Source organism: Bradyrhizobium sp. BR 10261 (assembly GCF_019455395.1).
Lineage (GTDB): Bacteria > Pseudomonadota > Alphaproteobacteria > Rhizobiales > Xanthobacteraceae > Bradyrhizobium > Bradyrhizobium manausense.
In genome coordinates, this window is record NZ_JACOFQ010000025.1 from 1 (window position 1) to 23,649 (window position 23,649).

Annotated in this window: 25 protein-coding genes; 10 read left to right on the forward strand and 15 right to left on the reverse strand. The window is 65.1% G+C overall.

Annotated features, from left to right (window positions below; translation table 11 throughout):
• Positions 1 to 173: 173 nt before the first annotated feature.
• The 8 genes from HYH07_RS25955 to HYH07_RS25990 all read right to left on the reverse strand — a co-directional run bounded on the left by HYH07_RS25955 (position 174) and on the right by HYH07_RS25990 (position 7,933).
• Positions 174 to 440, reverse strand: a complete 267-nt coding sequence (locus tag HYH07_RS25955) for a hypothetical protein (protein WP_057756490.1) — start codon at positions 438 to 440, stop codon at positions 174 to 176.
• Positions 441 to 1,957: 1,517 nt separating this feature from the next.
• On the reverse strand, positions 1,958 to 3,436 hold the full coding sequence (gatB, locus tag HYH07_RS25960) for an Asp-tRNA(Asn)/Glu-tRNA(Gln) amidotransferase subunit GatB (protein WP_220005168.1): 1,479 nt from the start codon (positions 3,434 to 3,436) through the stop codon (positions 1,958 to 1,960).
• Entirely contained in the window at positions 3,433 to 3,735 is a 303-nt protein-coding gene (locus tag HYH07_RS25965) for a hypothetical protein (protein ID WP_220005169.1), read from the reverse strand. Before HYH07_RS25965 ends, gatB begins: the two co-directional genes overlap by 4 nt.
• A complete protein-coding gene (gatA, locus tag HYH07_RS25970) occupies positions 3,726 to 5,201 on the reverse strand; it encodes an Asp-tRNA(Asn)/Glu-tRNA(Gln) amidotransferase subunit GatA (RefSeq protein ID WP_220005170.1) in 1,476 nt (491 codons plus the stop codon). Before gatA ends, HYH07_RS25965 begins: the two co-directional genes overlap by 10 nt.
• Positions 5,198 to 5,410 carry a hypothetical protein gene (locus HYH07_RS25975; protein ID WP_057756502.1) on the reverse strand — a complete coding sequence of 71 codons (213 nt, stop codon included), beginning with the start codon at positions 5,408 to 5,410 and terminating at the stop codon, positions 5,198 to 5,200. Before HYH07_RS25975 ends, gatA begins: the two co-directional genes overlap by 4 nt.
• Before the next feature lie 83 nt (positions 5,411 to 5,493).
• Positions 5,494 to 5,781: an Asp-tRNA(Asn)/Glu-tRNA(Gln) amidotransferase subunit GatC gene (gene gatC, locus HYH07_RS25980; RefSeq protein ID WP_220005171.1), complete on the reverse strand. Its 288-nt coding sequence runs from the start codon at positions 5,779 to 5,781 to the stop codon at positions 5,494 to 5,496.
• Positions 5,782 to 5,858: 77 nt separating this feature from the next.
• Positions 5,859 to 6,935, reverse strand: coding sequence for a nitronate monooxygenase family protein (locus HYH07_RS25985; protein WP_220005172.1), 1,077 nt, complete (start codon positions 6,933 to 6,935; stop codon positions 5,859 to 5,861).
• A gap of 17 nt (positions 6,936 to 6,952) precedes the next feature.
• A complete protein-coding gene (locus HYH07_RS25990; RefSeq protein ID WP_220005173.1) occupies positions 6,953 to 7,933 on the reverse strand; it encodes a nitronate monooxygenase family protein in 981 nt (326 codons plus the stop codon).
• A gap of 97 nt (positions 7,934 to 8,030) precedes the next feature.
• Here HYH07_RS25990 and HYH07_RS25995 point away from each other — a divergent pair, with 97 nt between their 5' ends.
• From HYH07_RS25995 to HYH07_RS26005, 3 genes are read left to right on the forward strand one after another with little or no spacing between them, the layout of a single operon-like run.
• Positions 8,031 to 8,921: a LysR family transcriptional regulator gene (locus tag HYH07_RS25995; protein ID WP_220005174.1), complete on the forward strand. Its 891-nt coding sequence runs from the start codon at positions 8,031 to 8,033 to the stop codon at positions 8,919 to 8,921.
• Between the two features lie 13 nt (positions 8,922 to 8,934).
• Positions 8,935 to 9,426: a Holliday junction resolvase RuvX gene (ruvX, locus tag HYH07_RS26000; protein WP_220005175.1), complete on the forward strand. Its 492-nt coding sequence runs from the start codon at positions 8,935 to 8,937 to the stop codon at positions 9,424 to 9,426.
• Between the two features lie 3 nt (positions 9,427 to 9,429).
• Positions 9,430 to 10,353: an AEC family transporter gene (locus tag HYH07_RS26005; protein ID WP_220005176.1), complete on the forward strand. Its 924-nt coding sequence runs from the start codon at positions 9,430 to 9,432 to the stop codon at positions 10,351 to 10,353.
• A 54-nt stretch (positions 10,354 to 10,407) separates the two neighbouring features.
• On the opposite strand, the gene HYH07_RS26010 is transcribed toward HYH07_RS26005, so the two are convergent.
• From HYH07_RS26010 to HYH07_RS26020, 3 genes are all read right to left on the reverse strand, one after another.
• Positions 10,408 to 11,172 carry a CPBP family intramembrane glutamic endopeptidase gene (locus HYH07_RS26010; protein ID WP_220005177.1) on the reverse strand — a complete coding sequence of 255 codons (765 nt, stop codon included), beginning with the start codon at positions 11,170 to 11,172 and terminating at the stop codon, positions 10,408 to 10,410.
• Positions 11,173 to 11,318: 146 nt separating this feature from the next.
• Positions 11,319 to 12,962: an acyl-CoA dehydrogenase family protein gene (locus HYH07_RS26015; protein WP_220005178.1), complete on the reverse strand. Its 1,644-nt coding sequence runs from the start codon at positions 12,960 to 12,962 to the stop codon at positions 11,319 to 11,321.
• Between the two features lie 19 nt (positions 12,963 to 12,981).
• A complete protein-coding gene (locus HYH07_RS26020) occupies positions 12,982 to 13,752 on the reverse strand; it encodes a M15 family metallopeptidase (RefSeq protein WP_220005179.1) in 771 nt (256 codons plus the stop codon).
• Between the two features lie 203 nt (positions 13,753 to 13,955).
• Here HYH07_RS26020 and HYH07_RS26025 point away from each other — a divergent pair, with 203 nt between their 5' ends.
• The 4 genes from HYH07_RS26025 (at position 13,956) to HYH07_RS26040 (ending at position 18,184) form a co-directional block, all read left to right on the forward strand.
• On the forward strand, positions 13,956 to 14,903 hold the full coding sequence (locus HYH07_RS26025) for an aspartate carbamoyltransferase catalytic subunit (protein WP_143845774.1): 948 nt from the start codon (positions 13,956 to 13,958) through the stop codon (positions 14,901 to 14,903).
• Between the two features lie 5 nt (positions 14,904 to 14,908).
• Entirely contained in the window at positions 14,909 to 16,210 is a 1,302-nt protein-coding gene (locus HYH07_RS26030; RefSeq protein WP_220005270.1) for a dihydroorotase, read from the forward strand.
• Between the two features lie 35 nt (positions 16,211 to 16,245).
• Positions 16,246 to 16,842 (forward strand): glycerol-3-phosphate 1-O-acyltransferase PlsY, encoded by a 597-nt coding sequence (gene plsY, locus HYH07_RS26035; protein ID WP_057756533.1) that lies wholly within the window; start codon positions 16,246 to 16,248, stop codon positions 16,840 to 16,842.
• Between the two features lie 169 nt (positions 16,843 to 17,011).
• Positions 17,012 to 18,184, forward strand: a complete 1,173-nt coding sequence (locus HYH07_RS26040) for a patatin-like phospholipase family protein (RefSeq protein ID WP_220005180.1) — start codon at positions 17,012 to 17,014, stop codon at positions 18,182 to 18,184.
• On the opposite strand, the gene HYH07_RS26045 is transcribed toward HYH07_RS26040, so the two are convergent.
• Positions 18,176 to 19,420: an amidase gene (locus HYH07_RS26045; protein ID WP_220005181.1), complete on the reverse strand. Its 1,245-nt coding sequence runs from the start codon at positions 19,418 to 19,420 to the stop codon at positions 18,176 to 18,178. The genes HYH07_RS26040 and HYH07_RS26045 overlap by 9 nt on opposite strands.
• A 90-nt stretch (positions 19,421 to 19,510) precedes the next feature.
• Between HYH07_RS26045 and dprA the strand changes: the two genes are divergently transcribed.
• Positions 19,511 to 20,653, forward strand: a complete 1,143-nt coding sequence (dprA, locus tag HYH07_RS26050; protein WP_220005182.1) for a DNA-processing protein DprA — start codon at positions 19,511 to 19,513, stop codon at positions 20,651 to 20,653.
• Here the strand turns inward: dprA and HYH07_RS26055 are convergent.
• A complete protein-coding gene (locus HYH07_RS26055; protein WP_220005183.1) occupies positions 20,650 to 21,060 on the reverse strand; it encodes a helix-turn-helix domain-containing protein in 411 nt (136 codons plus the stop codon). The genes dprA and HYH07_RS26055 overlap by 4 nt on opposite strands.
• Positions 21,061 to 21,143: 83 nt before the next feature.
• On the opposite strand from HYH07_RS26055, the gene HYH07_RS26060 reads away from it, so the two are divergent.
• Positions 21,144 to 21,752, forward strand: a complete 609-nt coding sequence (locus HYH07_RS26060) for an FMN-dependent NADH-azoreductase (RefSeq protein ID WP_220005184.1) — start codon at positions 21,144 to 21,146, stop codon at positions 21,750 to 21,752.
• A gap of 69 nt (positions 21,753 to 21,821) precedes the next feature.
• Here HYH07_RS26060 and HYH07_RS26065 read toward each other — a convergent pair whose 3' ends face one another.
• Positions 21,822 to 22,004 (reverse strand): hypothetical protein, encoded by a 183-nt coding sequence (locus HYH07_RS26065; protein ID WP_220005185.1) that lies wholly within the window; start codon positions 22,002 to 22,004, stop codon positions 21,822 to 21,824.
• Between the two features lie 175 nt (positions 22,005 to 22,179).
• Positions 22,180 to 22,953 (reverse strand): glucose 1-dehydrogenase, encoded by a 774-nt coding sequence (locus tag HYH07_RS26070; RefSeq protein ID WP_220005186.1) that lies wholly within the window; start codon positions 22,951 to 22,953, stop codon positions 22,180 to 22,182.
• A gap of 121 nt (positions 22,954 to 23,074) precedes the next feature.
• On the opposite strand from HYH07_RS26070, the gene HYH07_RS26075 reads away from it, so the two are divergent.
• Positions 23,075 to 23,545, forward strand: a complete 471-nt coding sequence (locus HYH07_RS26075) for a helix-turn-helix domain-containing protein (protein WP_220005187.1) — start codon at positions 23,075 to 23,077, stop codon at positions 23,543 to 23,545.
• Positions 23,546 to 23,649 lie beyond the last annotated feature (104 nt).

Below are 23,649 nucleotides of genomic sequence, written 5' to 3' on the forward strand. Positions count from 1 at the left end.
GAAAGTGTAACCCATGTGTCCGGTACATTTTGTCACCTATGTCTCGGGCCGCTCATAAATGACCCGATAGCACCGCTGAAAGCCGGCGGCAGATCTCTCGCCCGTCAGGCTGGCGCTCCACGGGTGGAGCACGGTCCACGGCGCTGTCCCCGTTCCAATGAAACGGAGATGGCTCAATGCGCGGACACCCAGGCCCTCGCCTCGCGCTGCGCAGCCGAGATCTCGGCATCCGACATCTGGCTGGCCACTTCCTGACGCAGCGCGATGGCGTCCTTGCGGCCCTTCAGGGCGGCGAGGTTGAACCATTTGTGCGCGGCAACGAGGTCGACCAGGCCGGCGCGACCGCTCGCCCAGTAGATCCCGCGCTCGAACAGAACGTCCGACAGCGCGCTTGCATCGATCGGCGTCGCCGTATCGAGATCGAAAGTCCCCTGAAACATAACGCATCCCCTTTTTCTTTTGACCCCCTCGAATCCCCGAGGGCGGCTCCCGTCCAACTCTGATGTGCGTGATCCCTTCCGGATCGCGCGCTGTTCAACTCATCCCCAGGGCTTCTCGCCCGATGCCGTTTGCCGGCTTGTTGAAGGCGATGATGGCGGGCAAATTTGAATGGCAGTTTAAGTATCGCGATGAAGCAGACGTAAACGCGAGGCCGCCCCTCGCCTGCGGGAACTTGAAGAAGTCCCTGATTCGCAGGCATTTCTGCGATTCGTCAGAATAGATTTACCCTGCGGTTTTCGGACATCGATAACCATCGCGCACGGTGGCGGACCGCGTCCGCCCCGTCGTCCCTGCGCAGGCGGGGAATCCGGTACGCCGCGGCCCATCGCTTCAACCGCTGTCGCCTCGGCGTACTGGATCGCCCGGTTGGAGCCGGCGATGACACCGAGAATGGGGAAGCGCCGCGAGAACAGCGTGCAATCGTGCCGCGGCTCTTGCTTGCCTCAGATAAATCCAGGGCAGAGTGGCCACGGCCGCGCGCGCACGCCTCGCGGTCAGATCAACAATGTGGGGAAAGGGATTGCCGGCAATACCCCGGCCTCAGGGAACGAGGGCGTCGGCGAACACGTCAGGACCAGATTCCAAATGAGCCCGAAGGCCGCTTGTGGAATTGCGGAGCCCTTTTGAGGGAGACCGCACCGAACGAAGAAAACTCTGTTTCTTCTGCCGGACCGTAAAGTCGAACGATCCGACCGTTGACCTGATGTCTCGCCGACACCCTCTTTCGTCGACCAGAACCTCTAGGAGGCGCTGATGACGTGCCGGCTACCAGGAGCCGGCAACTTCAGAAGTCGAAGTTACTTCTTCTTCTTCGCGACCTTGCGGGTCTTCTTCGCAGTCTTCTTCACTGCGCTCTTCGCCTTCTTCGCCTTCTTCGCTTTCTTGGCCATGTTGCCCTCCGATGTGTGAGATGGCTTTAATCGCTGTGCGCATTCGGGGATCGAATGCACTCACCCCGAATACACCAACACGACGAAAAAAACATCTTCTCACTTAAGGAAGTGTTGACGACGCCGCGCGCGTGGGCCAGCCGCGCTTGATTTGCCGGTCAGGGGAGACACGCGTTCGCGATCGCAAATGCGTCGCGCTGTACCGACGCGGTCGTGCAATGCGATTGCATGAAAACACTATGCAGCAAGTATGATTCTGCACGCGCGCATCGCGCGCGATCGATGCGATGAAGCGCGCGACTATGCGAGCGGTCGCCTCGCGAGGCGGAGTCGCGGACTCTGAGTCGCGATTTTTGGCAACGAAATTATTTTCATGCTTAACGGCGGAAGCGCTCGTCTGAGCGTGTGCAAGTCGCCGTTTTGAGCGAATCGCGCGAGCTGCGATTCGCCTCGCCGCGTCACGCTCGGATGGGATGATAACGCTATCGACGACGCTTGCGTGCGTCGCATCGCGAGGCTGATGCGAGGTGACGAAGCGTGTCGTCACCTCGCCCGAACGCGCGACGCTAGATGCCGAGCTTGGACTTGAGCAGCTCGTTGACCGCCTGCGGGTTGGCCTTGCCGCCTGAAGACTTCATCACCTGGCCGACGAACCAGCCGAGCGACTGCGGCTTATCCTTCACCTGCGCGGCCTTGTCGGGATTGGCTGCGATGATGTCGTCGACAACCTTTTCGATCGCCGAAAGATCCGTCACCTGCTTCATGCCGCGGCTTTCGACCAGCGCGCGCGGGTCGCCGCCCTCCTGCCAGACGATCTCGAACAGATCCTTGGCGATCTTGCCCGAGATCGTGCCCTCGCCGATCAGGTCGATGATGGCGGCGAGCTGCTCGGCGTTAACAGGAGAGTCCGTAATATCCCGGCCTTCCTTGTTGAGACGGCCGAACAGCTCGTTGATCACCCAGTTCGCCGCCATCTTGCCGTCGCGGGTGCGGTTGGCGAGCTTGTCCAGCACGGACTCATAGAACACCGCGCTCTCGCGTTCGGCGACCAGCACGCTCGCATCATAGGCCGACAGGCCGAAGTCTGCGACAAAGCGCGCCTTCTTCTGGTCCGGCAGCTCCGGCAGCTTTGCTTTCAGCTCGTCGACGAAGCTTTGCGAGAACTCGAGCGGCAGCAGATCCGGATCGGGGAAATAGCGGTAGTCATGCGCCTCCTCCTTGGAGCGCAGCGAGCGCGTCTCGCCCTTGCTGGCGTCGAACAGGCGCGTCTCCTGGTCGATCTTGCCGCCATCCTCGATGATCTCGATCTGGCGCCGCGCCTCGTACTCGATCGCCTGGCCGATGAAGTTGATCGAGTTCAGGTTCTTGATCTCGCAGCGGGTGCCGAGCGGCCCGCCGGGCTTGCGCACGGAGACGTTGACGTCGGCACGCAGAGACCCCTTCTCCATGTCGCCATCGCAGGTGCCGAGATAGCGCAGGATCGAACGCAGCTTGGTCACATAGGCCTTGGCCTGCTCGGCATCGCGGATGTCGGGCTTGGAGACAATTTCCATCAGCGCCACACCGCAGCGATTGAGATCGATCAGGGACTGCGACGGCAATTTGTCGTGCAGCATCTTTGCCGGGTCCTGCTCCAGATGCAGCCGCTCGATGCCGACGGTGGCGGTCCTGCCGCCCTCGAGCTCGAGCAGCACCTCGCCCTCGCCGACGATCGGCGACTTGTACTGGCTGATCTGATAGCCCTGCGGCAGATCGGGATAGAAATAGTTCTTGCGGTCGAACACCGAGCGAAGATTGATTGTCGCATTCAGCCCAAGACCGGTCCGGACAGCCTGCCTGACGCATTCCTCGTTGATGACGGGGAGCATGCCCGGCATCGCCGCGTCGACCAGCGACACCTGCGTGTTCGGCTCGCCACCGAACGCGGTCGAGGCACCCGAGAACAGCTTCGAGTTCGACGTCACCTGGGCATGGATCTCCATGCCGATGACAACCTCCCAGTCACCGGTGGCGCCTTTGAGAAGCTTGTGCGTGGCCGTGCTCATGTCTTGCTCCCGAGCAGCGCGGCAGCGATCCGCTGCCACTCTGCTTCCAATGAATCCTTTGCCGTGACCTGGCCCGCCTGGCGATACCAGTAGCCGGCGTTACCAAGGTCACCTTCGACGCGGTGCAGATAAGCGTGCACCCAGGCGGCGTCGCGGCTGTTATCGTCCTGAACGATCTTGTGCGCCTGGTCCCAGTCGCCCTTCGCAGCCCACCAGAGACCCCTAAGCGGCGCGTTCAGCTCAGGCGCGGGTGCCGCGCCGTCGAGGCTCGCGATGAAATCAGCGACATTCACCACCACCTCGCGGGTGTGAAGCGGCCGGCAGCCTGCTCGATCACTTCGCCGAGCGAGAACAGCGTCTCCTCCTCGAAAGGGCGGCCGATCAGCTGAAGCCCGAGCGGCAGGCCCTGTGCGTCCTTGCCTGATGGCACGGCGATACCAGGCAGGCCCGCCATGTTCACGGTCACCGTGAAGATGTCGTTGAGATACATCTCGACCGGATCGGCACCGCCCTTCTCGCCAATGCCGAAGGCCGCCGACGGCGTCGCCGGGGTGAGGATCGCGTCCACGCCCTTGGCGAAGCAATCCTCAAAATCCTTCTTGATCAACGTGCGCACCTTCTGGGCCCGCAAATAATAGGCGTCGTAATAACCGGCCGAAAGCACATAGGTGCCGATCATGACGCGGCGGCGCACCTCCGCGCCAAAGCCGCTGGCGCGGGTGTTCTCATAGAGCTCGATGATATTCTTAGCCGACTCGCGCAGGCCATAGCGGACGCCGTCATAGCGCGCGAGGTTGGACGAGGCCTCCGCCGGCGCCACGATGTAATAGGCCGGCAGCGCGTATTTCGTGTGCGGCAGCGACACCTCGACCAGCTCGGCGCCGGCGCTCCTGAGCCAGGCGGCGCCCTCGCTCCATAGCTTCTCGATCTCGGCCGGCATGCCGTCGAGGCGATATTCCTTGGGGATGCCGATCTTCATGCCCTTCACGGACTTGCCGATCGCCGCCTCGTAGTCCGGCACGGCAATGTCGGCCGAGGTGGTATCCTTCGGATCGTGGCCGGCCATCGAGCGCAGCAGCATCGCGGCATCGCGCACGCTGCGCGCGATCGGACCCGCCTGGTCGAGAGAGGAGGCAAAGGCGACGATGCCCCAGCGCGAGCAGCGGCCATAAGTCGGCTTGATGCCGACGGTGGCGGTGAACGCCGCCGGCTGGCGGATCGAGCCGCCGGTGTCGGTCGCGGTCGCGCCCATGCAGAGTAGCGCGGCGACCGCCGAGGCCGAGCCGCCGGACGAGCCGCCCGGCACCAGCGTGGTGTTGCTGCCTTCGCGCCGCCAGGGATTGCCGACGGGGCCGAAGCACGAGGTTTCGTTGGCCGAGCCCATCGCGAACTCGTCATTGTTGAGCTTGCCAAGCATCACGGCGCCGTCGCGCCAGAGCTGCGAGGTCACCGTGGACTCATAGGTCGGCACGAAATTGCCGAGGATTTTCGAGCAGGCCGTGGTGCGCACGCCCTTGGTCGCGAACAGATCCTTGATGCCGAGCGGGATGCCGGCGAGCGGGCCCGCCTCGCCCTTGGCGAGCTTGGCATCCGCCTCGCGAGCCATCGCGCGCGCCTGGTCCGGCGTCTCCAGAACATAGGCATTGAGCAGGCGCGCTTGCTCGATCGCGGAAAGATGCGCGTCGGTCAGCTCGAGCGACGTGAACGTCTTGTCGGCGAGACCCTTGCGGGCCTCGGCGAGCGTCAGCGATGTCAAATCGGTCATTTATTGATCGGGCTGCAGAAGAACGGAGACAGGGTCTTGTCGTTGGCCGGGTCGTCTTTTTTGGCGGCCGCATTCGCGGCGGCCTGGAGCTCGTCGAGCACTTCATTGACGGCGACATTGGGATCGGCAGCCTTGCCCTGCCGTTCCATCTTGTCGAGGTAATTCATGTAGGCCTGATAGGCCTTCTCATCGTCGCAAAGCAGACACATCGGAGCACGTCCTAAGACTCTTTAGTTTGACGCGTTTTCTTTACGCGAACCGGTATCCACTTCGCTCGAAAACGCTATGCAAGTTACTCGACGACCTTCGGCACCAGAAAGAAGTGCCCCTCGGTCGCCGGCGCGTTGGCAACGATATCGTCGGCGATCCCGCCGTCATTGACCACGTCCTGCCGCTTCTTCATCTGCATCGGGGTGACCGAGGTCATCGGCTCCACGCCCTCGACATTGACCTCCGAGAGCTGCTCGACAAAGGCGAGCATGGCGTTGAGCTCGCCTTGCAGATGCGGAACCTCGTCCTCGGAAACCGCAATGCGCGCCAGATGCGCGATGCGGCGGACGGTGGTGGCGTCGACGGACATTATATAAGGCCTCTCACGGCAAAACCTATGTGCCGTATAGCAGAGGCCGGTTTTGCGCCGCAACCGGCGCCTTTCCCCTATCCAGCCAGCGCTTTCATGCGGGCGAACGCCGATTTGGCGAGATCCCGGGTCAATTCGGCTGCCGGGACCTCACGGCCGAGCGCAATCGCCTGTCCGGCCCAGAGATTGGTGAAATCCACCCTGCCCTGCTTTTCGGCCGCCGCCTTCAACGGCCCCAGCGCGGTCGCCGCATGGGGAAACGGCGGCGCGTCGGGTGAGATCGGCCCGGCTTCGCGCATCAGGCGATTCTGGACCCCGCGCGCCGGACGCCCGGTCATGACATTCGTGATCACGGTGGAATCGTCACCCGCCTCGGCGAGCGCCTTGCGCCCTCCCGGCGTGACCTTGGATTCTGGGCACCGCAGATACGCGCTGCCGATCTGCACGCCGGCGGCGCCGAGCGCGAAGGCCGCGGCGATGCCACGCCCGTCAGCGATGCCACCACAGGCGATCACCGGCACCTTCACGGCATCGACGACCTGCGGCACCAGCGCAAACGTGCCGGGCTGCTCGGCGATCTTGTCCGTCAGGAACATGCCGCGATGGCCGCCGGCCTCGGCGCCCTGCGCAATGATGGCATCGACGCCGCGCTGTTCGAGCCAGACCGCTTCCTTCACCGTCGTGGCAGAAGCTATGACGAGGCAGCCGGCCGACTTCACGCGCTTGAGCAGCGCCGGCTCCGGCAGGCCGAAATGAAAGCTGACGACCTCCGGCTTCAGCTCCTCGACGACTTTGCAGAAGGCGTCATCGAACGGTGCGCGGTTCGCCGCGTTGATCGGCGCTGACGGATCGAGACCATGCTCGGTGTAATATCCCGCAAGCCGCTGCTTCCACCGCGCTTCGGCCTCGCCCGTGAGATCGACCGGGTTGTGGCAGAAGAAGTTCATGTTCACCGGCGCCTTGACGCGCTGGCGAATGAGACCAACCTGCTCACGCGCTTGCTCCGCCGACAGCATCGCGCAAGGCAGCGAACCGAGCGCGCCACCTTGCGCGGCCGCGATCACCAACTCGGCATCCATCACACCGGCCATCGGCGCCAGCACGATCGGGAATTCGGTCTTGAACAGATCGATCAGTCGACGGTCAGGCCACATGGCATGTCTCTCTTGGTTCAGGCGAACGATGCGATCGAGTTGCGTCGGCCGGCCAAAAGCTGCTCGGCCTCGGACGAAATCCGCTCGACGATCTCGGCCGCCGGCGGAATATCATGGATCAGGCCGACCGCCTCGCCCGCGATCACGGCAGCGACGTCGAAATTGCCCGCGGCTTTCGCCGCCGCATACTCTGCCGAAGCTGCGGCGACATTCTGCATCAGCTCGACCTCGCGGCCGACCCAGCGGCGGGCGTGGTCATTGACCAAACACCGTCCCGTGAACGGCGCCGGCCAGACATTGTTGCGCGAGAGATCGAAGATGATGCCGCGCACGGTCGAGCCGCTGCTCGCCGCGCAGATGCGCCGCTTGGCCTCTTCGGCGCCGTCGGCCTCACGGCTCGCATAGAAGCGCGTGCCGAGCAGCACGCCACTTGCGCCCAGCATCATCATGGCGGCGAGACCGCGGCCGTCGGCGATGCCGCCGGCCGCCACCACAGGCACACGGCCCGCTGCGAGGTCGACGATGGCGGGCACGAGATCGACGGTGGTGCGTGAGGCGCCGTGGCCGCCCGCCTCTGTCCCCTGCGCGATCACAATATCGGCGCCGGCATCGAGCGCCTGCCGCGCCATCGTCTCGTCCTGCACCTGGCAGATCAGCCGCGCGCCGGCGGATCTGATCCGCGGCGCGAACGGCACGGGGTCGCCGAACGACAACATGATCGCGGTCGGCTTTGCGGCGAGCGCGATGTCGAGCAGCTCGGGCCGCTTGGCGAGGCTCCATGTAATGAAGCCGATCCCGAACGGCGCACGCAACTCGGCGAGCTCCGCAGTCTCCTGCTCCAGCCACGCCTTCTCGCCATAGCCGCCGCCGAGAATGCCGAAACCGCCGGCGGAGCTAACAGCCGTCACCAGACGGCTACCTGCGATGACGTCCATCGGAGCCAGCAGGACGGGATGCTTGATCTCCAGCAGCCGCGTCAGCGGCGTCGCAATGGGCATGGCCTCTCCCCGATCTGGACACGGAGACTAGGCGCGTCTAGCATTCTCGAAAAATGAATTGTTGCGAACGCTGCCATCACAAAAGCGGAACGACGCCATGGAACTGAGCGACATCAAGACCTTTGCCGCAGTCGCCCGCACCGGCGGCATCACCCGCGCCGCCGAAGAGCTCAACACGGTGCAATCCAATGTCACCCAGCGCATCAAGGCCTTGGAGGCCGAGATCGGCACGCCATTGTTCGAACGCCATAGCCGCGGCATGGCGCTGACCGGCGCCGGCAAGCGCCTCCTTCCCTACGCCCAGCGGATGGCCGCGCTGTCGCGCGAAGCCCTGCTCGCGGCGCGCGACGATGGCGAGCCGAAGGGACCGTTGTCGATCGGCTCGATGGAGACCACGGCTGCGGTGCGCCTGGCGCCGTTGCTGGCCGATTTCCACCGCCGCTTTCCCGCCGTGCGCCTGTCCTTGCGCACATCGCCGACTGCCGATCTCGTTGCCGGTGTACTCGAAGGCACGCTTGACGGCGCCTTCGTCGCCGGCCCGATCGCGCATGACGACCTCACCGTGACAAGCGCATTCCGCGAAGAGCTGGTGCTGGTCAGCGCACGGCGCTGGGGCTCGCTCGCCGAGCTGCGCGCGGCTACGACCGAGTCGGGCCCGACCGCGCTCGTGTTCCGCACCGGCTGCACCTACCGCCAGCGCCTCGAGCAGATCTTTGTCGAGTTCGGCTGGCCCTCGGCGGCGCGCTTCGAGCTCGGCACGCTGGACGGCATGATCGGCTGCGTCGCCGCCGATATGGGCGTCACGCTGCTGCCGCGCGCGGTGATCGAACGGAGCGCCATGACCGGCAGCGTGACCATGCACGCGCTGGGCCCGTCGCATGCGCGCGTCGAGACGCTGTTCATCCAGCGCCGTGCCGGCCATCAAACCAGCGCGCTTGTCGGGTTTGCCGCCTGCCTGAAGCAGGACGACGAAACCATCGCGGCATGATATGCGCTAGTTCATGCCCGCTCTTATCCTGCCCCTCGTCGATGCTGCAACCCACTGGCCCGAACGCGGCGCACTTGTCGGTCTTGACCTCGGCACCAAGACCATCGGCGTTGCCGTGTCCAATCCGGACCGCCGGCTGGCGACCGGCGTCGAGACCATCCAGCGCAAGCAGTTCAAGCAGGATGCCGCCCGCCTCCTCGCCATCGCCACCGAGCGCAAGGTGGTCGGCTTCGTGCTCGGCCTGCCCATCAACATGGACGGCAGCGAGGGCCCGCGGGCACAGTCGACACGGGCGTTTGCCCGCAATCTGGCCAATCTGACCCCACTGCCCATCGGCCTCTGGGACGAGCGCCTGTCGACCGCCGCGGTCGAGCGCGAGCTGATCGGCATGGATGTCAGCCGCGCCAAGCGCGCCGAGGTGATCGACGAGCACGCCGCCATCTTCATCCTCCAGGGCGCGCTCGACCGGCTCGCCAATCTTCGCGCAGCATCGGGAAATGGCTGATTCATGGCCGTCGTGGTCGCGGCCCTGCTGCCGGTCTTCATCCTCATTGTGCTCGGCGTGGTGCTCAGGCACAGCCTGATGCGCCTCGACACGCAATGGCACGGATTGGAGCGGCTGACCTATTTCGTGCTGTTCCCGATGCTGCTGATCCAGACGCTGGTGAAGGCCGATCTCTCAAAAGTTCCGGTCGCCGGCGTCGGCGGCGCGCTGCTGCTCTCGGCGCTGGCGATGTCGCTGCTGTGCCTCGCGCTGCGCCCGGCCCTGTCGCGGCTCGACATCAACGGTCCCGCCTTCACCTCGATCTTCCAGGGCGCGACGCGCTGGCAGACCTATGTGGCGCTGTCCGTCTCCGCCAATCTGTACGGCGAGGTCGGGCTCGCGCTGGCCTCGGTCGCGATGGTCGCGATCATCCCGCTGGTCAACGTGTTCAGCGTCGCCGTGCTCGCGCATTACGCCTCGCCCGAGAAGCAATCCGCGCGTGCCATCGCCATGACCGTGATCCGCAATCCCCTGATCTGGGCCTGCGCCATCGGCATCGTCATCAATGTCGTCCATTTGCCGCTGCCAAAGATCTGGCACGAGGTCGCCGACGCGCTCGGCCGCTCCTCGCTCGCCATCGGCCTGCTCGTCACCGGTGCCGGCCTCCAGCTCAAGGGCCTGCTCCGTCCGAGCCTGGGGGCGACGATCGGCGTGGCGTTCAAACTGGTGCTGATGCCGGTGCTTGCGCTGGCGCTTGCCGCCTGGTTCGGGCTGACAGGCACCAACCTCGCGATCGTCGCGATCTGCGCAGCGGTGCCGACCTCGCCGAGCGCCTATGTGCTGGCTCGCCAGATGGGCGGCGATGCGCCATTGCTGGCGCAGATTATCACGCTGCAGACGATCCTGGCGGCAATCACGATGCCGATCGCGATCGCGCTGGTGGCGTAGAACACGCCGTTAGTGGAGCGCATCTCTCTCGACACCGTCATTGCGAGCGCTGAGCTAGCCCCCCAGCCACGTCGTCAGCACCACCGCGGTCATGTTGTTCAGTCCGTGCAGCACGATGGTGAGCCACAGCGAGCCCGCGCGATAGCGCATATAGCCGAACCACAGGCCGATCGAGAAAACCTCGGCAAGGAAGTAGAGATCGTACTGGATGTGCACCACCGTCCACACCAGTGACGACAGCACGATCGCGCCGGGCACACGCAGAAAGCTCTCCGACCAGCCGCGATAGAGGAAGCCGCGCGCAAGCACCTCTTCCGACATCGGCGCGGCTACGCTGAAGGCGAACAGAAGCAGCACCGCGCCGCCCTTGTCGCGACCGGATTTGAGGAGATCGGTCATGAAGCCAGGCGTCGCCTCGCGGCCCAGCGAACGCGAGACAATCTCCCATGCGAGCACGATCAGGACGAGACCGACCGCACCCAGCAGGATTTGCCGCCATGACGGCCAATGCAGTGCGAGATAATCGACAAAAGATGCCTTCCTGATGCGAATGGCAAGCCACGCCACGAGAAGCGTCGCGGGCAGCCCGGTGATGACCGACAGTGCGAGCGCCTGAGGCTCAGCGCCGACGAGCTGCATCGATGCGAGGTCGAGCGACAGACCGCGACTCACCACGAGCAACACAACCGCGCCGATCTGTCCGACGAACATCGCGACAAGGAGCATGAAACCCCACAATGCCGTGCCCCAGAATTTCCAGACGCGCGGCTGCGCCGGCGTCTCGGTCAGCGGCGGATGGTCGGGATTGAGGGAGTCCATCAGCGAGACTTTCGTTAAGGCTACAGGTTATCGAGACGCCGTCATGGCCGGGCTTGTCCCGGCCATCCACGTCTTCGGGCGCCGGACTAAAAACGTGGATGCCCGGGACAAGCCCGGGCATGACGAGTCGTGAGAGTAAGTGCTACTCACGGCAGCGCACGCCCCAGCAGCATACGCACGTCGCCGCTGTCGAGCTCGACTGCGCCGTACATGCTGGCGTGATTGTCCGCGAGGCGCGTTGCGGCGAACAGTTCGGCGTTACGAGGTGACACGCCGTTGAGCGCGGCTGCCGCGGCCAGCAGCGCCAATTTCTCGACCGCGAGCCGCGCAACGCCTTCACTATCGGTGCGGCGGAAGGTTTTGCCGATGAAGGCGACGGCCTCGCCTGCCCCGGGCAGGCCTTTCGTCTCGGCCCCGAGAGCCTGCAGCACCGCCACCGCCGCCTCGCCCTCGCGCGAGAGCGCGCGGAGCACGTCGAGGCACATCACGTTGCCAGAACCTTCCCAGATCGCATTGACCGGCGCTTCGCGGTAGTGGCGCGCCAAAATGCCGTCCTCGACATAGCCGTTGCCGCCCAGGCACTCCATCGCCTCGTAAAGGAATGACGGCGCGCTCTTGCAGGTCCAGTATTTGATCGCGGGCGTCAGCAGCCGCATATAGGCGGCCTCCGCAGCATCATGCGGCGTGCGATCGAAGGCGCGGCAGAGCCGCATCACCAGCGCCGTGCTCGCCTCCACATGCAGCGCCATGTCCGACAGCACGGCCTGCATCAAGGGCTGATCGGCGAGATGCTTTTGGAACACGCTGCGGTGACGGGCGTGATGCAGCGCATGCGCGAGCCCCGAGCGCATCAGGCCGCTTGAGGCGATCGCGCAATCCTGCCGCGTCAGCTGCACCATCTGGATGATGGTGCGGATGCCCTTGCCCTCTTCGCCGACGCGTTCGGCATAGGCGCCGACGAACTCGACCTCGGACGATGCGTTCGAACGGTTGCCGAGCTTGTCCTTGAGCCGCTGGAACTGGATTGCGTTGACCGATCCGTCCGGCGCGAAGCGCGGCATGAAGAAGCAGGTCAGCCCCTGCTCGGCCTGCGCCAGCACCAGGAACGCATCGCACATCGGCGCCGACATGAACCATTTGTGGCCGGTGATGCGATAGGCGCTGCCGTCGCGCACCGCGCGCGTCATGTTGGCGCGCACGTCGGTGCCGCCCTGCTTCTCGGTCATGCCCATGCCGAGCGTCATGCCGCGCTTGTCCCACCACGGCGCAAAGCTCGGATCATAGCTTCTCGTCGACAGCACCGGCATCACCTTGCCGAGCAGATCCGGCTGCATCGCCAGCGCGGCGACCGAGGCGCGCGTCATCGTGATCGGGCAGAGATGCCCGGTCTCGACCTGCGCGGCCATGTAGAATTTCGCGGCGCGAATGACTTCGGCCGCGTCGCCCGCAGGCCTGCCGTCCGCGGTCCAGGTCGAATTGTGCACGCCGGCATGCGCGCTGTGCGCCATCAGTTCGTGATATCCAGGATGAAACTCGACCTGGTCGCGACGGTTGCCCTTGGCATCGAAGGTGCGGAGCTTGGGCGTGTTCTCGTTCGCGACGCGGCCGCGATCGGCCATCGCCGCCGAGCCCCAATGCCTGCCGAATTCGGACAGCTCCCGTTCCGCGGCGGCGCCGCCATTGGCCTTCACGGACTCGACCAGCGGCTGATCGACCGTGAACAGATTCACGTCCTCGAATGGCGGCGACTGGTTGAAGACCTCGTGGGTCGCGAATACAGGCTGGGTCATGGCGTGTCTCGGGCCGGAATCAGGTCCGCCGCGGCTGGATCGGGAAATCATAGGCCGCTCCGCCCGCCCCCGGCAGGGAAAAATGCCACCACTCCTTCGAATAGTTCACAAAGCCTTGCCTCGCCATCGCAGCCACCAGCCGCCTGCGCCAGGCGCGCTGATCCGGCGTGATCGACGGTGCTGCGGTATGCCCTTTCTCATCGGTGCAGTCATAACCGGTGCCCATGTCGACGCTGCCTTCCGGCAGCCGCGCCGCGACCGGCGCCGTGCAATCAGCGTAGGACCTTGACGGATCGATCCTGGCGGAATTGTCGGCCTTGAGATCGACCAGCGTGAGATCGAGCGCGGCGCCCGTGGAATGCTGCGAGCGGCTCGCGATATAGCCGAGGCGGAACAGCTCGGTCTTGGGAATCTTCGGATTGTAACGCCGATCGGCCGCGGTCTCGCGGCCGTTCTGCGACCATCTCACCATGTCGAGCGAGGCCCGCGCCGGCCGGTAGCAGTCGAACATTTTCAGCGACAAATTCTGCGTCGCAAGTTCCTGCTGGACCGCTTTCAGCCGCAGGCCGACTTCGCGCTTCACCACGCATTCGCCGGCACCATAGCCGGCGAGCGGACGGCCGACGAAATTGTTCGGCGTGGCGTAGCGGATGTCCTGGATGATGCTGGGATCGATATCCCGCAGATAGACGAAGCCGCCGGGGAGCGACTGGGCGTGGGCGGATGTGACAAACGTGATTGCCGCGACCGCAGCAACTATTGCTTTCACGTGATGTCTCCCGATCGTCATGGCCGGGTTTATCCCGGCCATCCACGTTCTTTTTGCGTCAAATGCGATAGAAGATCGTGAATGCCCGGGACAAGCCCGGGCATGACGGAGACCTTGGAGACAGGGCACGCCACAGCAGCCAAATCGACTGATCAGGGGATAACTCCCCGCCCCGGCATTGGCCCTTGCTCCATCAGGCATCCGCGCCTATAGCTCTCGCTTTAATGACATCGAAATCGACCTTCGTCCTCGGCCACCGGCATTTGCTGGGCATCGAGGGCCTTTCCGCGGCCGACATTACCGGCCTCCTCGACCTGTCGGAAGAATATGTCGAGCTCAACCGCCAGGTTGACAAGAAGCGCACCGTCCTGCGTGGACGGACGCAGGTGAACCTCTTCTTTGAAGCCTCGACCCGGACCCAATCCTCGTTCGAGCTCGCGGGCAAGCGCTTAGGTGCCGACGTCATGAACATGTCGGTGTCCTCCTCGTCCATCAAGAAGGGCGAGACGCTGGTCGACACCGCGATGACGCTCAACGCCATGCACCCCGACATCCTGGTGGTGCGCCATCACGCCTCCGGCGCGGTGGAACTGTTGGCGCGCAAGGTCGACGGTTCCGTGATCAATGCCGGCGACGGTGCGCATGAACACCCGACCCAGGCGCTGCTCGATGCGCTCACCATCCGCCGCAATAAGGGCCGGATCGAGGGCCTCGTGGTCGCGATCTGCGGCGACGTGCTGCATTCGCGCGTGGCGCGTTCCAATATCATCCTGCTCAACACCATGGGCGCCCGTGTCCGCGTCGTCGGCCCCTCCACGCTGCTGCCGCCCGGTATCGAGCGGATGGGCGTCGAGGTCGCGCGCGACATGCGCGAGGGCCTCAACGGCGCCGATATTGTGATGATGCTGCGGCTGCAGCGCGAGCGCATGAACGGCTCCTTCGTGCCGTCGACATCGGAATATTTCCATTATTTCGGGCTCGACCAGAAGAAGCTCGCCTACGCCAAGCCCGATGCTCTGGTGATGCATCCCGGTCCCATGAACCGCGGCGTCGAGATCGACACCGCGGTTGCCGACGGCGCGCAATCCCTGATCCGCGAACAGGTGGAGATGGGGGTTGCCGTGCGCATGGCGGTGCTGGAAGCACTCGCCCGTAACCTGCCGAACGCGTGATGCCCATGCTGATCGACCGCCGCCCGATCCTGCTCGCCAACGCCCGCGTCGTCGATCCCTCCAGGGATTTCGACGGCCCCGGCGACGTCCTGATTGCCGACGGCATCATCCGCGAGACCCGCCGCGGCATTGGGGCGGCCGGCGTCCCCGAGGGGACCGACGTCATCAACTGCTCCGGCAAGATCGTGGCGCCGGGCCTGATCGACATGCGCGCCTTTGTCGGCGAGCCCGGTTTCAGCCATCGCGAGACCTTTGCGAGCGCCAGCCAGGCGGCCGCGACCGGCGGCATCACCACCATCATCTGCCAGCCGGATACATCGCCCGTCATCGACAATTCCGCGACCGTCGACTTCGTGATGCGCCGCGCCCGCGACACCGCCATCGTCAACATCCAGCCGATGGCGGCGCTGACCAAGGGCATGCGCGGCGAGGAGATGACCGAGTTCGGCCTGCTCAAGGCCGCCGGCGCCATCGCCTTCAGCGATGGCGACCGCAGCGTCACCAATTCGCAGGTGATGCGGCGCGCGCTGACCTACGCCCGCGATTTCGACGCGCTGATCGTGCATCACACCGAAGACCCGGACCTGGTCGGCGAAGGCGTGATGAACGAAGGCGAGTTCGCCTCGCGCCTCGGCCTGATGGGCATCCCGAAGGCCGCCGAGGCCGTCATCCTCGAACGCGACATGCGCCTCGTTGCGCTGACCGGCGGCCGCTATCACGCGGCCTCGCTGTCCTGCATCGACTCGCTCGAGATCCTGAAGCGCGCCCGCGACGCCGGCCTTGCCGTCAGCGCCTCGGTCTCGATCAATCATCTTGCGCTGAACGAGAACGACATCGGCCCCTACCGCTCCTTCCTGAAACTGTCGCCGCCGCTGCGCACGGAGGACGACCGCCGCGCCCTGGTGGAGGCGGTGGCCTCCGGCCTCGTCGACGTCATCATGTCCGACCACAATCCGCAGGACGTCGAGGTCAAGCGCCTGCCGTTCGCGGAAGCCGCTCCCGGCGCCATCGGGCTCGAGACCATGCTGCCGGCGGGCCTGCGGCTGGTCCACAATGAGGAGCTCGACCTCAAGACGCTGATCCGGGCGATGTCGACGCGACCGGCCGAACTGCTTGGCCTTCCGGGCGGAACCCTGCGCGTGGGCAGCCCGGCCGATGTCGTGGTGATCGACCCCGATGTCCCCTGGGTGGTCGATCCCGCCGACCTGAAATCGCCCTGCAAGAACACCCCGTTCGACGAAGCCCGCTTTACAGGCCGCGCGGTCAGGACCATCGTCGGCGGACGAACGGTTTACGAGCATGTCTAATGGGCGCTGGTTATGTCAGCCATGGAGAGGCCGCCATGGGGCTTGATGCATTCCTGCCGGTGGCCTTCATCATCGGCTACCTCCTCGGCTCGATTCCGTTCGGGCTGATCCTGACCAGGCTTGCCGGCACGCAGGATCTGCGCTCGATCGGCTCCGGCAATATCGGCGCCACCAATGTGCTGCGCACCGGCCGCAAGGGCCTCGCCGCGGCGACCCTGCTGCTCGACGCGCTCAAGGGCACCGCGGCGGTGGTGATCTCAGGCTATATCGCCGGCCCCAATGCCGCGATGCTGGCAGGTCTCGGCGCCTTTCTCGGCCACCTCTTCCCGGTCTGGCTCAAGTTCAAGGGCGGTAAGGGCGTCGCCGTCTATATCGGCATCCTGCTCGGCCTGTTCTGGCCGGCGGCGCTGGTATTCTGCCTGATCTGGCTCGCGACAGCCTTCACCACCCGCTACTCCTCGCTCTCGGCGCTGGTGGCGGCCTTCATCACACCGCTGTTTCTGTGGTGGTTCGGCCACCTCGCCCTGGCCTCGCTGTCAGTCGTGCTGACGCTGCTGCTGTTCTACATGCACCGCGAGAACATCAAGCGGCTGCAATCAGGAAAAGAAGGCCGCATCGGCGAGAAGGCCTAAACAGCGCTTTCGAATCCAAGATCGGAAAAACTACGGATACCGCCTCGCCTCTTCCGCATTATATGCCAAATCCTGTTCGAAACTCTCACGCTACACGCGGGAGCTAGTGGCGGTCAGGTTCCATGCCTGTCATCCTGACAGTGGATATGGCGTTACGCGGTTGCTCAGAATGAGCGAGAAGATTGACGGCATGCATGAGGACGGTAGCTCGCAGAGCACTGCGGCGAGCCGCCTGCTGCTAACGACCAATATCTGGTCTGACGCGCCTACACCGCCTCCCGCGCCAAAACCCGCTCCCGTTCCGCCGGCGCCACCGCCCGCTACCATCGTGCAAGCGCCCGCGCCGGTCGTGACGACAGCCGCGCCCGTTGCGCGGACTCGCCCCCAGCAATGGCCTCCGCGGAAACTCTCGCTGGCGCTGCAGGGCGGCGGCACCTTTGCCGCCTTCACCTGGGGCGTGCTGGAGCGACTCCTGGAAGAGCCATCCATCGAATTCGACACCATCAGCGGCGCCAGCGCCGGCGCCATCAACGCGCTGCTCCTCGCCTGCGGCCTTGCCGAGGGCGGCCGCGAAGGTGCGCGCAACCGGCTGAACCGGTTCTGGACCCGGTTGATGCACGAGGCCTCGTTCCGCTCGCTGATGCTGGTCGGCGGCTTCTCGCCGGCAGGAAGCTCGGTCGCCTTCGGACCGACGCTGCGCTCCGGCCAGTTCGATCCGTTCGATCTCGACCCGCTGCGCCAGGCGCTCTCGCGCGACATCAATTTTGCCGCCTTGCGCGATGCGAAATGCCCGAAGCTGCTGATCGCGGCGACCCGGATCCGCGACGGCCAGCAGCAGATTTTCGCCAACGACGCCATCACCGCGGATGTCGCGCTCGCCTCGACCTGTCCGCCCCTCGTTCATTGCGCCGTCGAGATCGATGGCGAGGCCTATTGGGATGGCGGCTTCGGCGGCAATCCGCCGCTGCTGAAACTTGCGCAGCAATCGACGACTGCCGATCTGCTCCTGGTCCAGGTCACGCCGACGCGCGACAGCTATGTACCGATCACGCTCGCCGCGATCGATCGCCGTCTCGACCAGATCGCGGCCAATGCCGCGCTCAAGGCCGAGATCGCAGCGATCGAATGGGCGCAGGCGCACGCAGCGCCAGCGCTGCGGCTCTGCAAGATCGCGGCCGAAGACTCTGTTGACGGACTTGCGCAGCGCTCGTCGACCGATCTCGGCCGCGGCTTCATCCGCCTGCTGCACCGAAGCGGCCGCGAGGCCGCCGAGCGTTGGCTTGGCGCAACTGGCGCCGCGACCCAGCGCGCGTTGCCCGCCGCCGAACCCGCGCTAGCCTGATTTCGCCAGCGCATTCTCCAAAAACCACGCCGCTGCCAGCGCGCCGGGATCGTTGCCGAAGCGCGCGATCACCTGCACGCCAACAGGCAGGCCGCCGACCTTCATCACCGGCACGTTGACGCAAGGATTGCCCATCAGCGTCCACAGCCGGTTGTAGCGGGGCGAGCCGGTCGAGGCGAGCTCCTTGGCCGGCGCGGTGCCGGGCGCGGAATAAGTCAGCAGCACGTCGAAATCCTCGAACAGCTCACCGAGCTCGCGGCGGCCGCGGCGAGCGATGCGGCGCGCGTCATCATATTCCTTCGGCGTCAGCCCGACGGTCTCATCGAGGCTGGCGCGCAGCATCGGCGCGATCTCGTCGTGATGCTGGTCAAACTCCCAGGCGAGCGCGCGATGCGCCTCAAAATCCTGGATGATGGGATGGATGCGCCAGGCTTCCTTGACCGCTTCGGGCAGATCGATGATCTGCACGCTGGCCCCGGCCTTCTCGGCCGCCTTGATCGCGGCCTGCAAGCCCTCCTCCGCCGCCGGCTCAACAGCCTCGGCAAACTCCTGCCTGACCACGCCGATGCGCGGCGCTTTCGCCGGCACAATGCCGGAGAACTCGGTGCGGCCGGTCATCGCCAAAAGTCCGCGCGCGAGATCTTCCGCGCGCGATCCGAACAGGCCGACCGTGTCGAGCGCCCACGAATAGCATTTCACGCCGACCGTCGGCAGCATCCGGAACGACGGCTTGATCGCGGCGGCGCCGCAATAAGCGGCAGGCCGGATCACGGAGCCGCCGGTCTGCGTGCCCAGCGCCAGCGGGATCATGCCGGCGCCGACGGCGGCCGCCGAGCCCGACGACGAACCTCCAGGCGTATGACCGGGATTGTGCGGATTGAGCGTCGGCGTCGGATCGCGCGATGCGAACGCCGTGGTCGTGGTCTTGCCGATGATGGTGGCGCCCGCCCGCTTCAACATCATCACGACAGGCGCATCGGCGCGCGGCTGCCAGCCACGATAGATCTCCGAGCCCATCTCGGTCGGCATATCAGCGGTATCGATGATGTCCTTGATCCCGACGGCGATGCCGCGCAGCGGACCGGAGGCCTGCGCCTTCGCCGAGATGTCGTGGCGGACGAAGGCATGGACGTCCTTCTCCTTGGCCTCGATCGCCGCATGCGACTGGGCGATGGCGCGCTCGGGCGAAAGCTCGCCCGCTTCGATGCGGCGCTGGAGATCGGCGAGTGAAATCATGGCAATACCCTTCTTATTGGCATCGCTTTTAGCATTGCGACAAGGCCGCGCAAGCGCATGCCACGCTTGCTCACGCCCTCAGGTTGTTCCATGCTGCCTCTACAAGGAGACACCGTGGACGCCATCAACAAGAACGTGGAGCTGAGCGAGCAAGAGCGGATCGACCGTCTGCGGCTGATCCGCTCGGACAATGTCGGGCCACGCACCTTCCGCTCGCTGGTCGATCATTTCGGCAGCGTCCGCGCGGCGCTGGAGCGGCTGCCGGATCTGGCCCGCCGCGGCGGCGCGCAGCGGTCGGGGCGTATCTGCAGCGTGGATGAAGCGAAGGCCGAGCTCGCCGCAAGCCGAAAGTTCGGCATCGCCTGGCTCGCGCCCGGCGAGGAGGGATATCCGGCGCGGCTTTCGACGCTCGACGATGCCCCACCTTTGCTCGCCATACGCGGCGACAGAGCGACGCTGATGCGGCCGATGATTGCGATCGTCGGCTCGCGCAATGCCTCCGGGGCCGGCCTGAAATTCGCCGGCCAGCTCGCGCGGGAGCTTGGCGAGGCCGGTTTCATCATCATCTCAGGGCTTGCCCGCGGCGTCGACCAGGCCGCGCATCGCGCCAGCGTCGAGAGCGGCACCATCGCGGTGCTCGCCGGCGGCCACGACTGCATCTATCCGCCCGAGCATGGCGATCTGCTCAGCGCGATCCTCGACCATCAGGGCGCTGCGATCTCGGAAATGCCGCTCGGCCACGAGCCGCGCGCCCGCGACTTCCCTCGCCGCAACCGGCTGATCTCGGGCGCATCGCTCGGCGTGGTCGTGGTCGAAGCCGCACACCGCTCCGGCTCGCTGATCACCGCGCGCATGGCCGCCGAACAGGGCCGCGAAGTGTTCGCGGTGCCCGGCTCGCCGCTCGATCCGCGCGCCGCCGGCACCAATGATCTGATCAAGCAGGGTGCAACGCTCGTCACCGAAGCGTCCGACATCATCAATGCGGTGCAGCCGATCGTGGAGCGGCCGCTGATGAGTCCCGCGAGCGAGCCCGACAGCGAGCCGTTCGAGAGCGATCCGCAAGGCCACGACCGCGACCAGATCACCGGCCTGCTCGGCCCCGCCCCCATCTCGATCGACGATCTCGTGCGCTTGTCCGGCGCCTCGCCCGCGATCGTGCGCATGGTGCTGCTGGAGCTCGAGCTCGCCGGCCGGCTCGAACACCACGGCGGCGGACTGGTGTCGCTGATCTAGGCGTTGTTGCGCTCGTCGAACCGCGTGCGCGCCGCCGCGATCTTCTCCTGGTGCGCGATCGCCCACTCGCCCAGCGCCTTCACCGGCTGCTGCAGCCCGTGGCCGAGATCGGTCAACTCATAATCAACGCGCGGCGGAATGGTCGGGAAAATCGTGCGCGTGACGAGGCCGTCGCGCTCCAGCCCGCGCAGCGTCAGGGTCAGCATCCGCTGCGAGATGCCGTTGATCATTCGCTTCAGCTCATTGAAGCGCTTCGGCCCGTCGCTGAGCATCATGATCACGAACACGCTCCATTTGTCGCCGACCCGCGCAAGGATCGAGGCGACGTTGCGGCAGTCGGAATGGTTGGGATCGGGCTTCCGTTCGGCAGGAAAATCGATGTGTGTCGGTTCCAAAGATGTGCCCATGGCTCAAAAAAGTGCGTTCTTGCGGGGGTTTTGACAGTCACTCATGTAGTGCGGGTTACAAATCTATACCATGGGTGACCCCAATGAAACTCCTGCATATCGACTCCAGCGTTCTCGGCCCCCACTCCGTCTCCAGGCAGGTTTCCGCCGCCATCGTCGACCGGCTCAGGCAGGCCACGCCCTCGCTTGAGGTCGTCTACCGCGACCTGGCCGAGACCCCGCTCGCGCACTTGTCCGGATCCCACTTGGCCGCCGCCCAGGGCGCACCCGCGCCTGCGGAGCTCGGACCTGACCTCGCCGCGAGCGAGACCGTCCTGAATGAGTTCCTCGATGCCGACATCGTCGTGATCGGCGCGCCCATGTACAACTTCACGATCCCGAGCCAGCTCAAGGCCTGGATCGACCGCGTGCTGGTGAAGGGGAAGACGTTCAAATATGACGCGAGCGGCCCGGAGGGCCTTGTTGGCGACAAGCGCGTGATCGTGGCGATTTCTCGCGGCGGTCATTATGGCGCCGAGACGCCGTACGCGGCCGGCGAACATCTGGAAACCTATTTGCGTTGGGTGTTCGGCTTCATGGGGATCACGAGCCTGGAATTCATCTCCGCCGACGGCGTCAATCTCGGGCCCGAACATCGCGAAAAGGCGGTTGCGGGGGCCCTCCAGGCCGCAACGGGCCTGCAAGCGGCCTGAGGCTACGCCGACGACGTCAGCCGCGAGCGGTGCTGCGGCGGCTGACAGATCGGCAGATTGTTTGCGAAGCTAAAACCAGGAGCCCTGGATGCCCAGGATTACGGCAACGAGCGACATGAGCAGGCCGATGCCGGAGAAGATGGCGACCCCGATGAACTCCGACATGTCGGGGTGCTTGGCAGGAACTGCGGAGCGTTCAGTGTAAATACGCGGGTCTGAAATCGGACCTAAAATGCGTGCTGCTTTTGGCATGATGGGCTCCCTCAAATGAGTCCTATGACCCCTGCCCGTAGAAAAGTCTGGGCAGCGCACGCAAAGGTTCAACGCGTCACGCAAGCTTCAGAAAATACATCTCCCGACACGCGGGAACCGGCCGGCGCAACCATTTTCGGTAAGTGCCGGCCGATTCAGTTTGAGACTGATTTGATCAGCCGCGATAGATCGGCGCGCCGGCGGGTGACGCAGCCGCGCCGCCATCGACGAAGATCTCCTGGCCCTGAATATGGGCGGCATCGTCCGAGGCGAGGAACAGCACCGTCTTCGAGATGTGATCGGGTTCGCCAATGCGCCCGAGCGGTGTCGACATTCCGATGCGCTTCTCGAATGCCTTCTCGGCTTCGGGCGTGGCAATCGCAGCGCCCCAAATCGGCGTGCGGATCGCACCGGGCGCGACCACGTTGACGCGGATGCCGCGCGGCGACAGTTCCGAGGCCATGATCCGCGCCATCGCCCGCACGCCGGCCTTGGCCGCGCCATAGGCCGAATAGCCGGGAATGCCGAGCACTGAGATCACCGAGCCGTTGAGGATGATCGAGGCGTTGTCGTTGAGGTAAAGCAGCGCGGACTGAACAGTGAAGAATACGCCGGTGAGGTTGGTGCTGATCACCTTTTCGAAAGCCTCATGCGTCGTCGAACCGAGCGGCGTGTTGCCGGGGATGCCGGCATTGGCGAACACGATGTCGAGCTTGCCGAACTTGTCGGTGCCCTTCTTGATCGCAGCTTCGGTCGCGGCAATGTCGGTCGCATCGGCCGCAAGCGCGAGCGCATTCGGGCCGAGTTCCCTGGCCGCGGCCTCCAGCGTCTCCTTGTTGCGCCCGGTGACGATCACCTTGGCGCCCTCGGCCACGAACAGCTTCGCCGTTGCCAGGCCAATGCCGCTGTTGCCGCCGGTGATTAATGCCGTCTTGTTCTTCAGCCTCATGCTCGTCTCCAGTGGTTGCATAATAAAACTATGTTGCCATCTAGGGCATATGGTTTTATGATGCAACCACACATCCGCGTGATCGGCGCCAAGACCGGGCGAATGCGACAGGACCAGCACGATGGTGAAGCGAACGAGTTTTGAGGGTGATGCCTGCCCGATCGCACGATCGCTGGAGGCGATTGGCGATTGGTGGTCGCTGCTGATCATTCGCGAGGCGCTGTTCGGCGTGCGCCGCTTCGGCGAGTTTCAGAGCAAGCTCGGCATGGCCAAGAACATCCTGTCGGCGCGGCTGCGGTCGATGGTCGACCACGGCATTCTGGAAACAGCCCCCGCCTCCGACGGCAGCGCCTACCACGAATATGTGCTGACGCCGAAGGGCCGCGGCCTCTTCCCGATCCTGGTCGCGCTGCGGCAATGGAGCGAGGAATTCGACAATCATCCCGAGCAGATCACGACCATCCTGGTCGATCGCGCAAAAGGCCTACCGGTGCGCAAGCTCGAACTGCGCGCCGAGGACGGCCGGCTGCTCAGTCAGCCGGATACAATGGTAAAGCTGCGGCCGGCACCGCGGCGTCGGTCGGCGGGATAAGGCGCGCTAGTCACTCTGTGGCAAGCCGTCACCACACTCTCGGTGTCATCGCCCGCGAAGGCGGGCGATCCAGTATTCCAGAGACGGCGAAGGATACGGAGAAG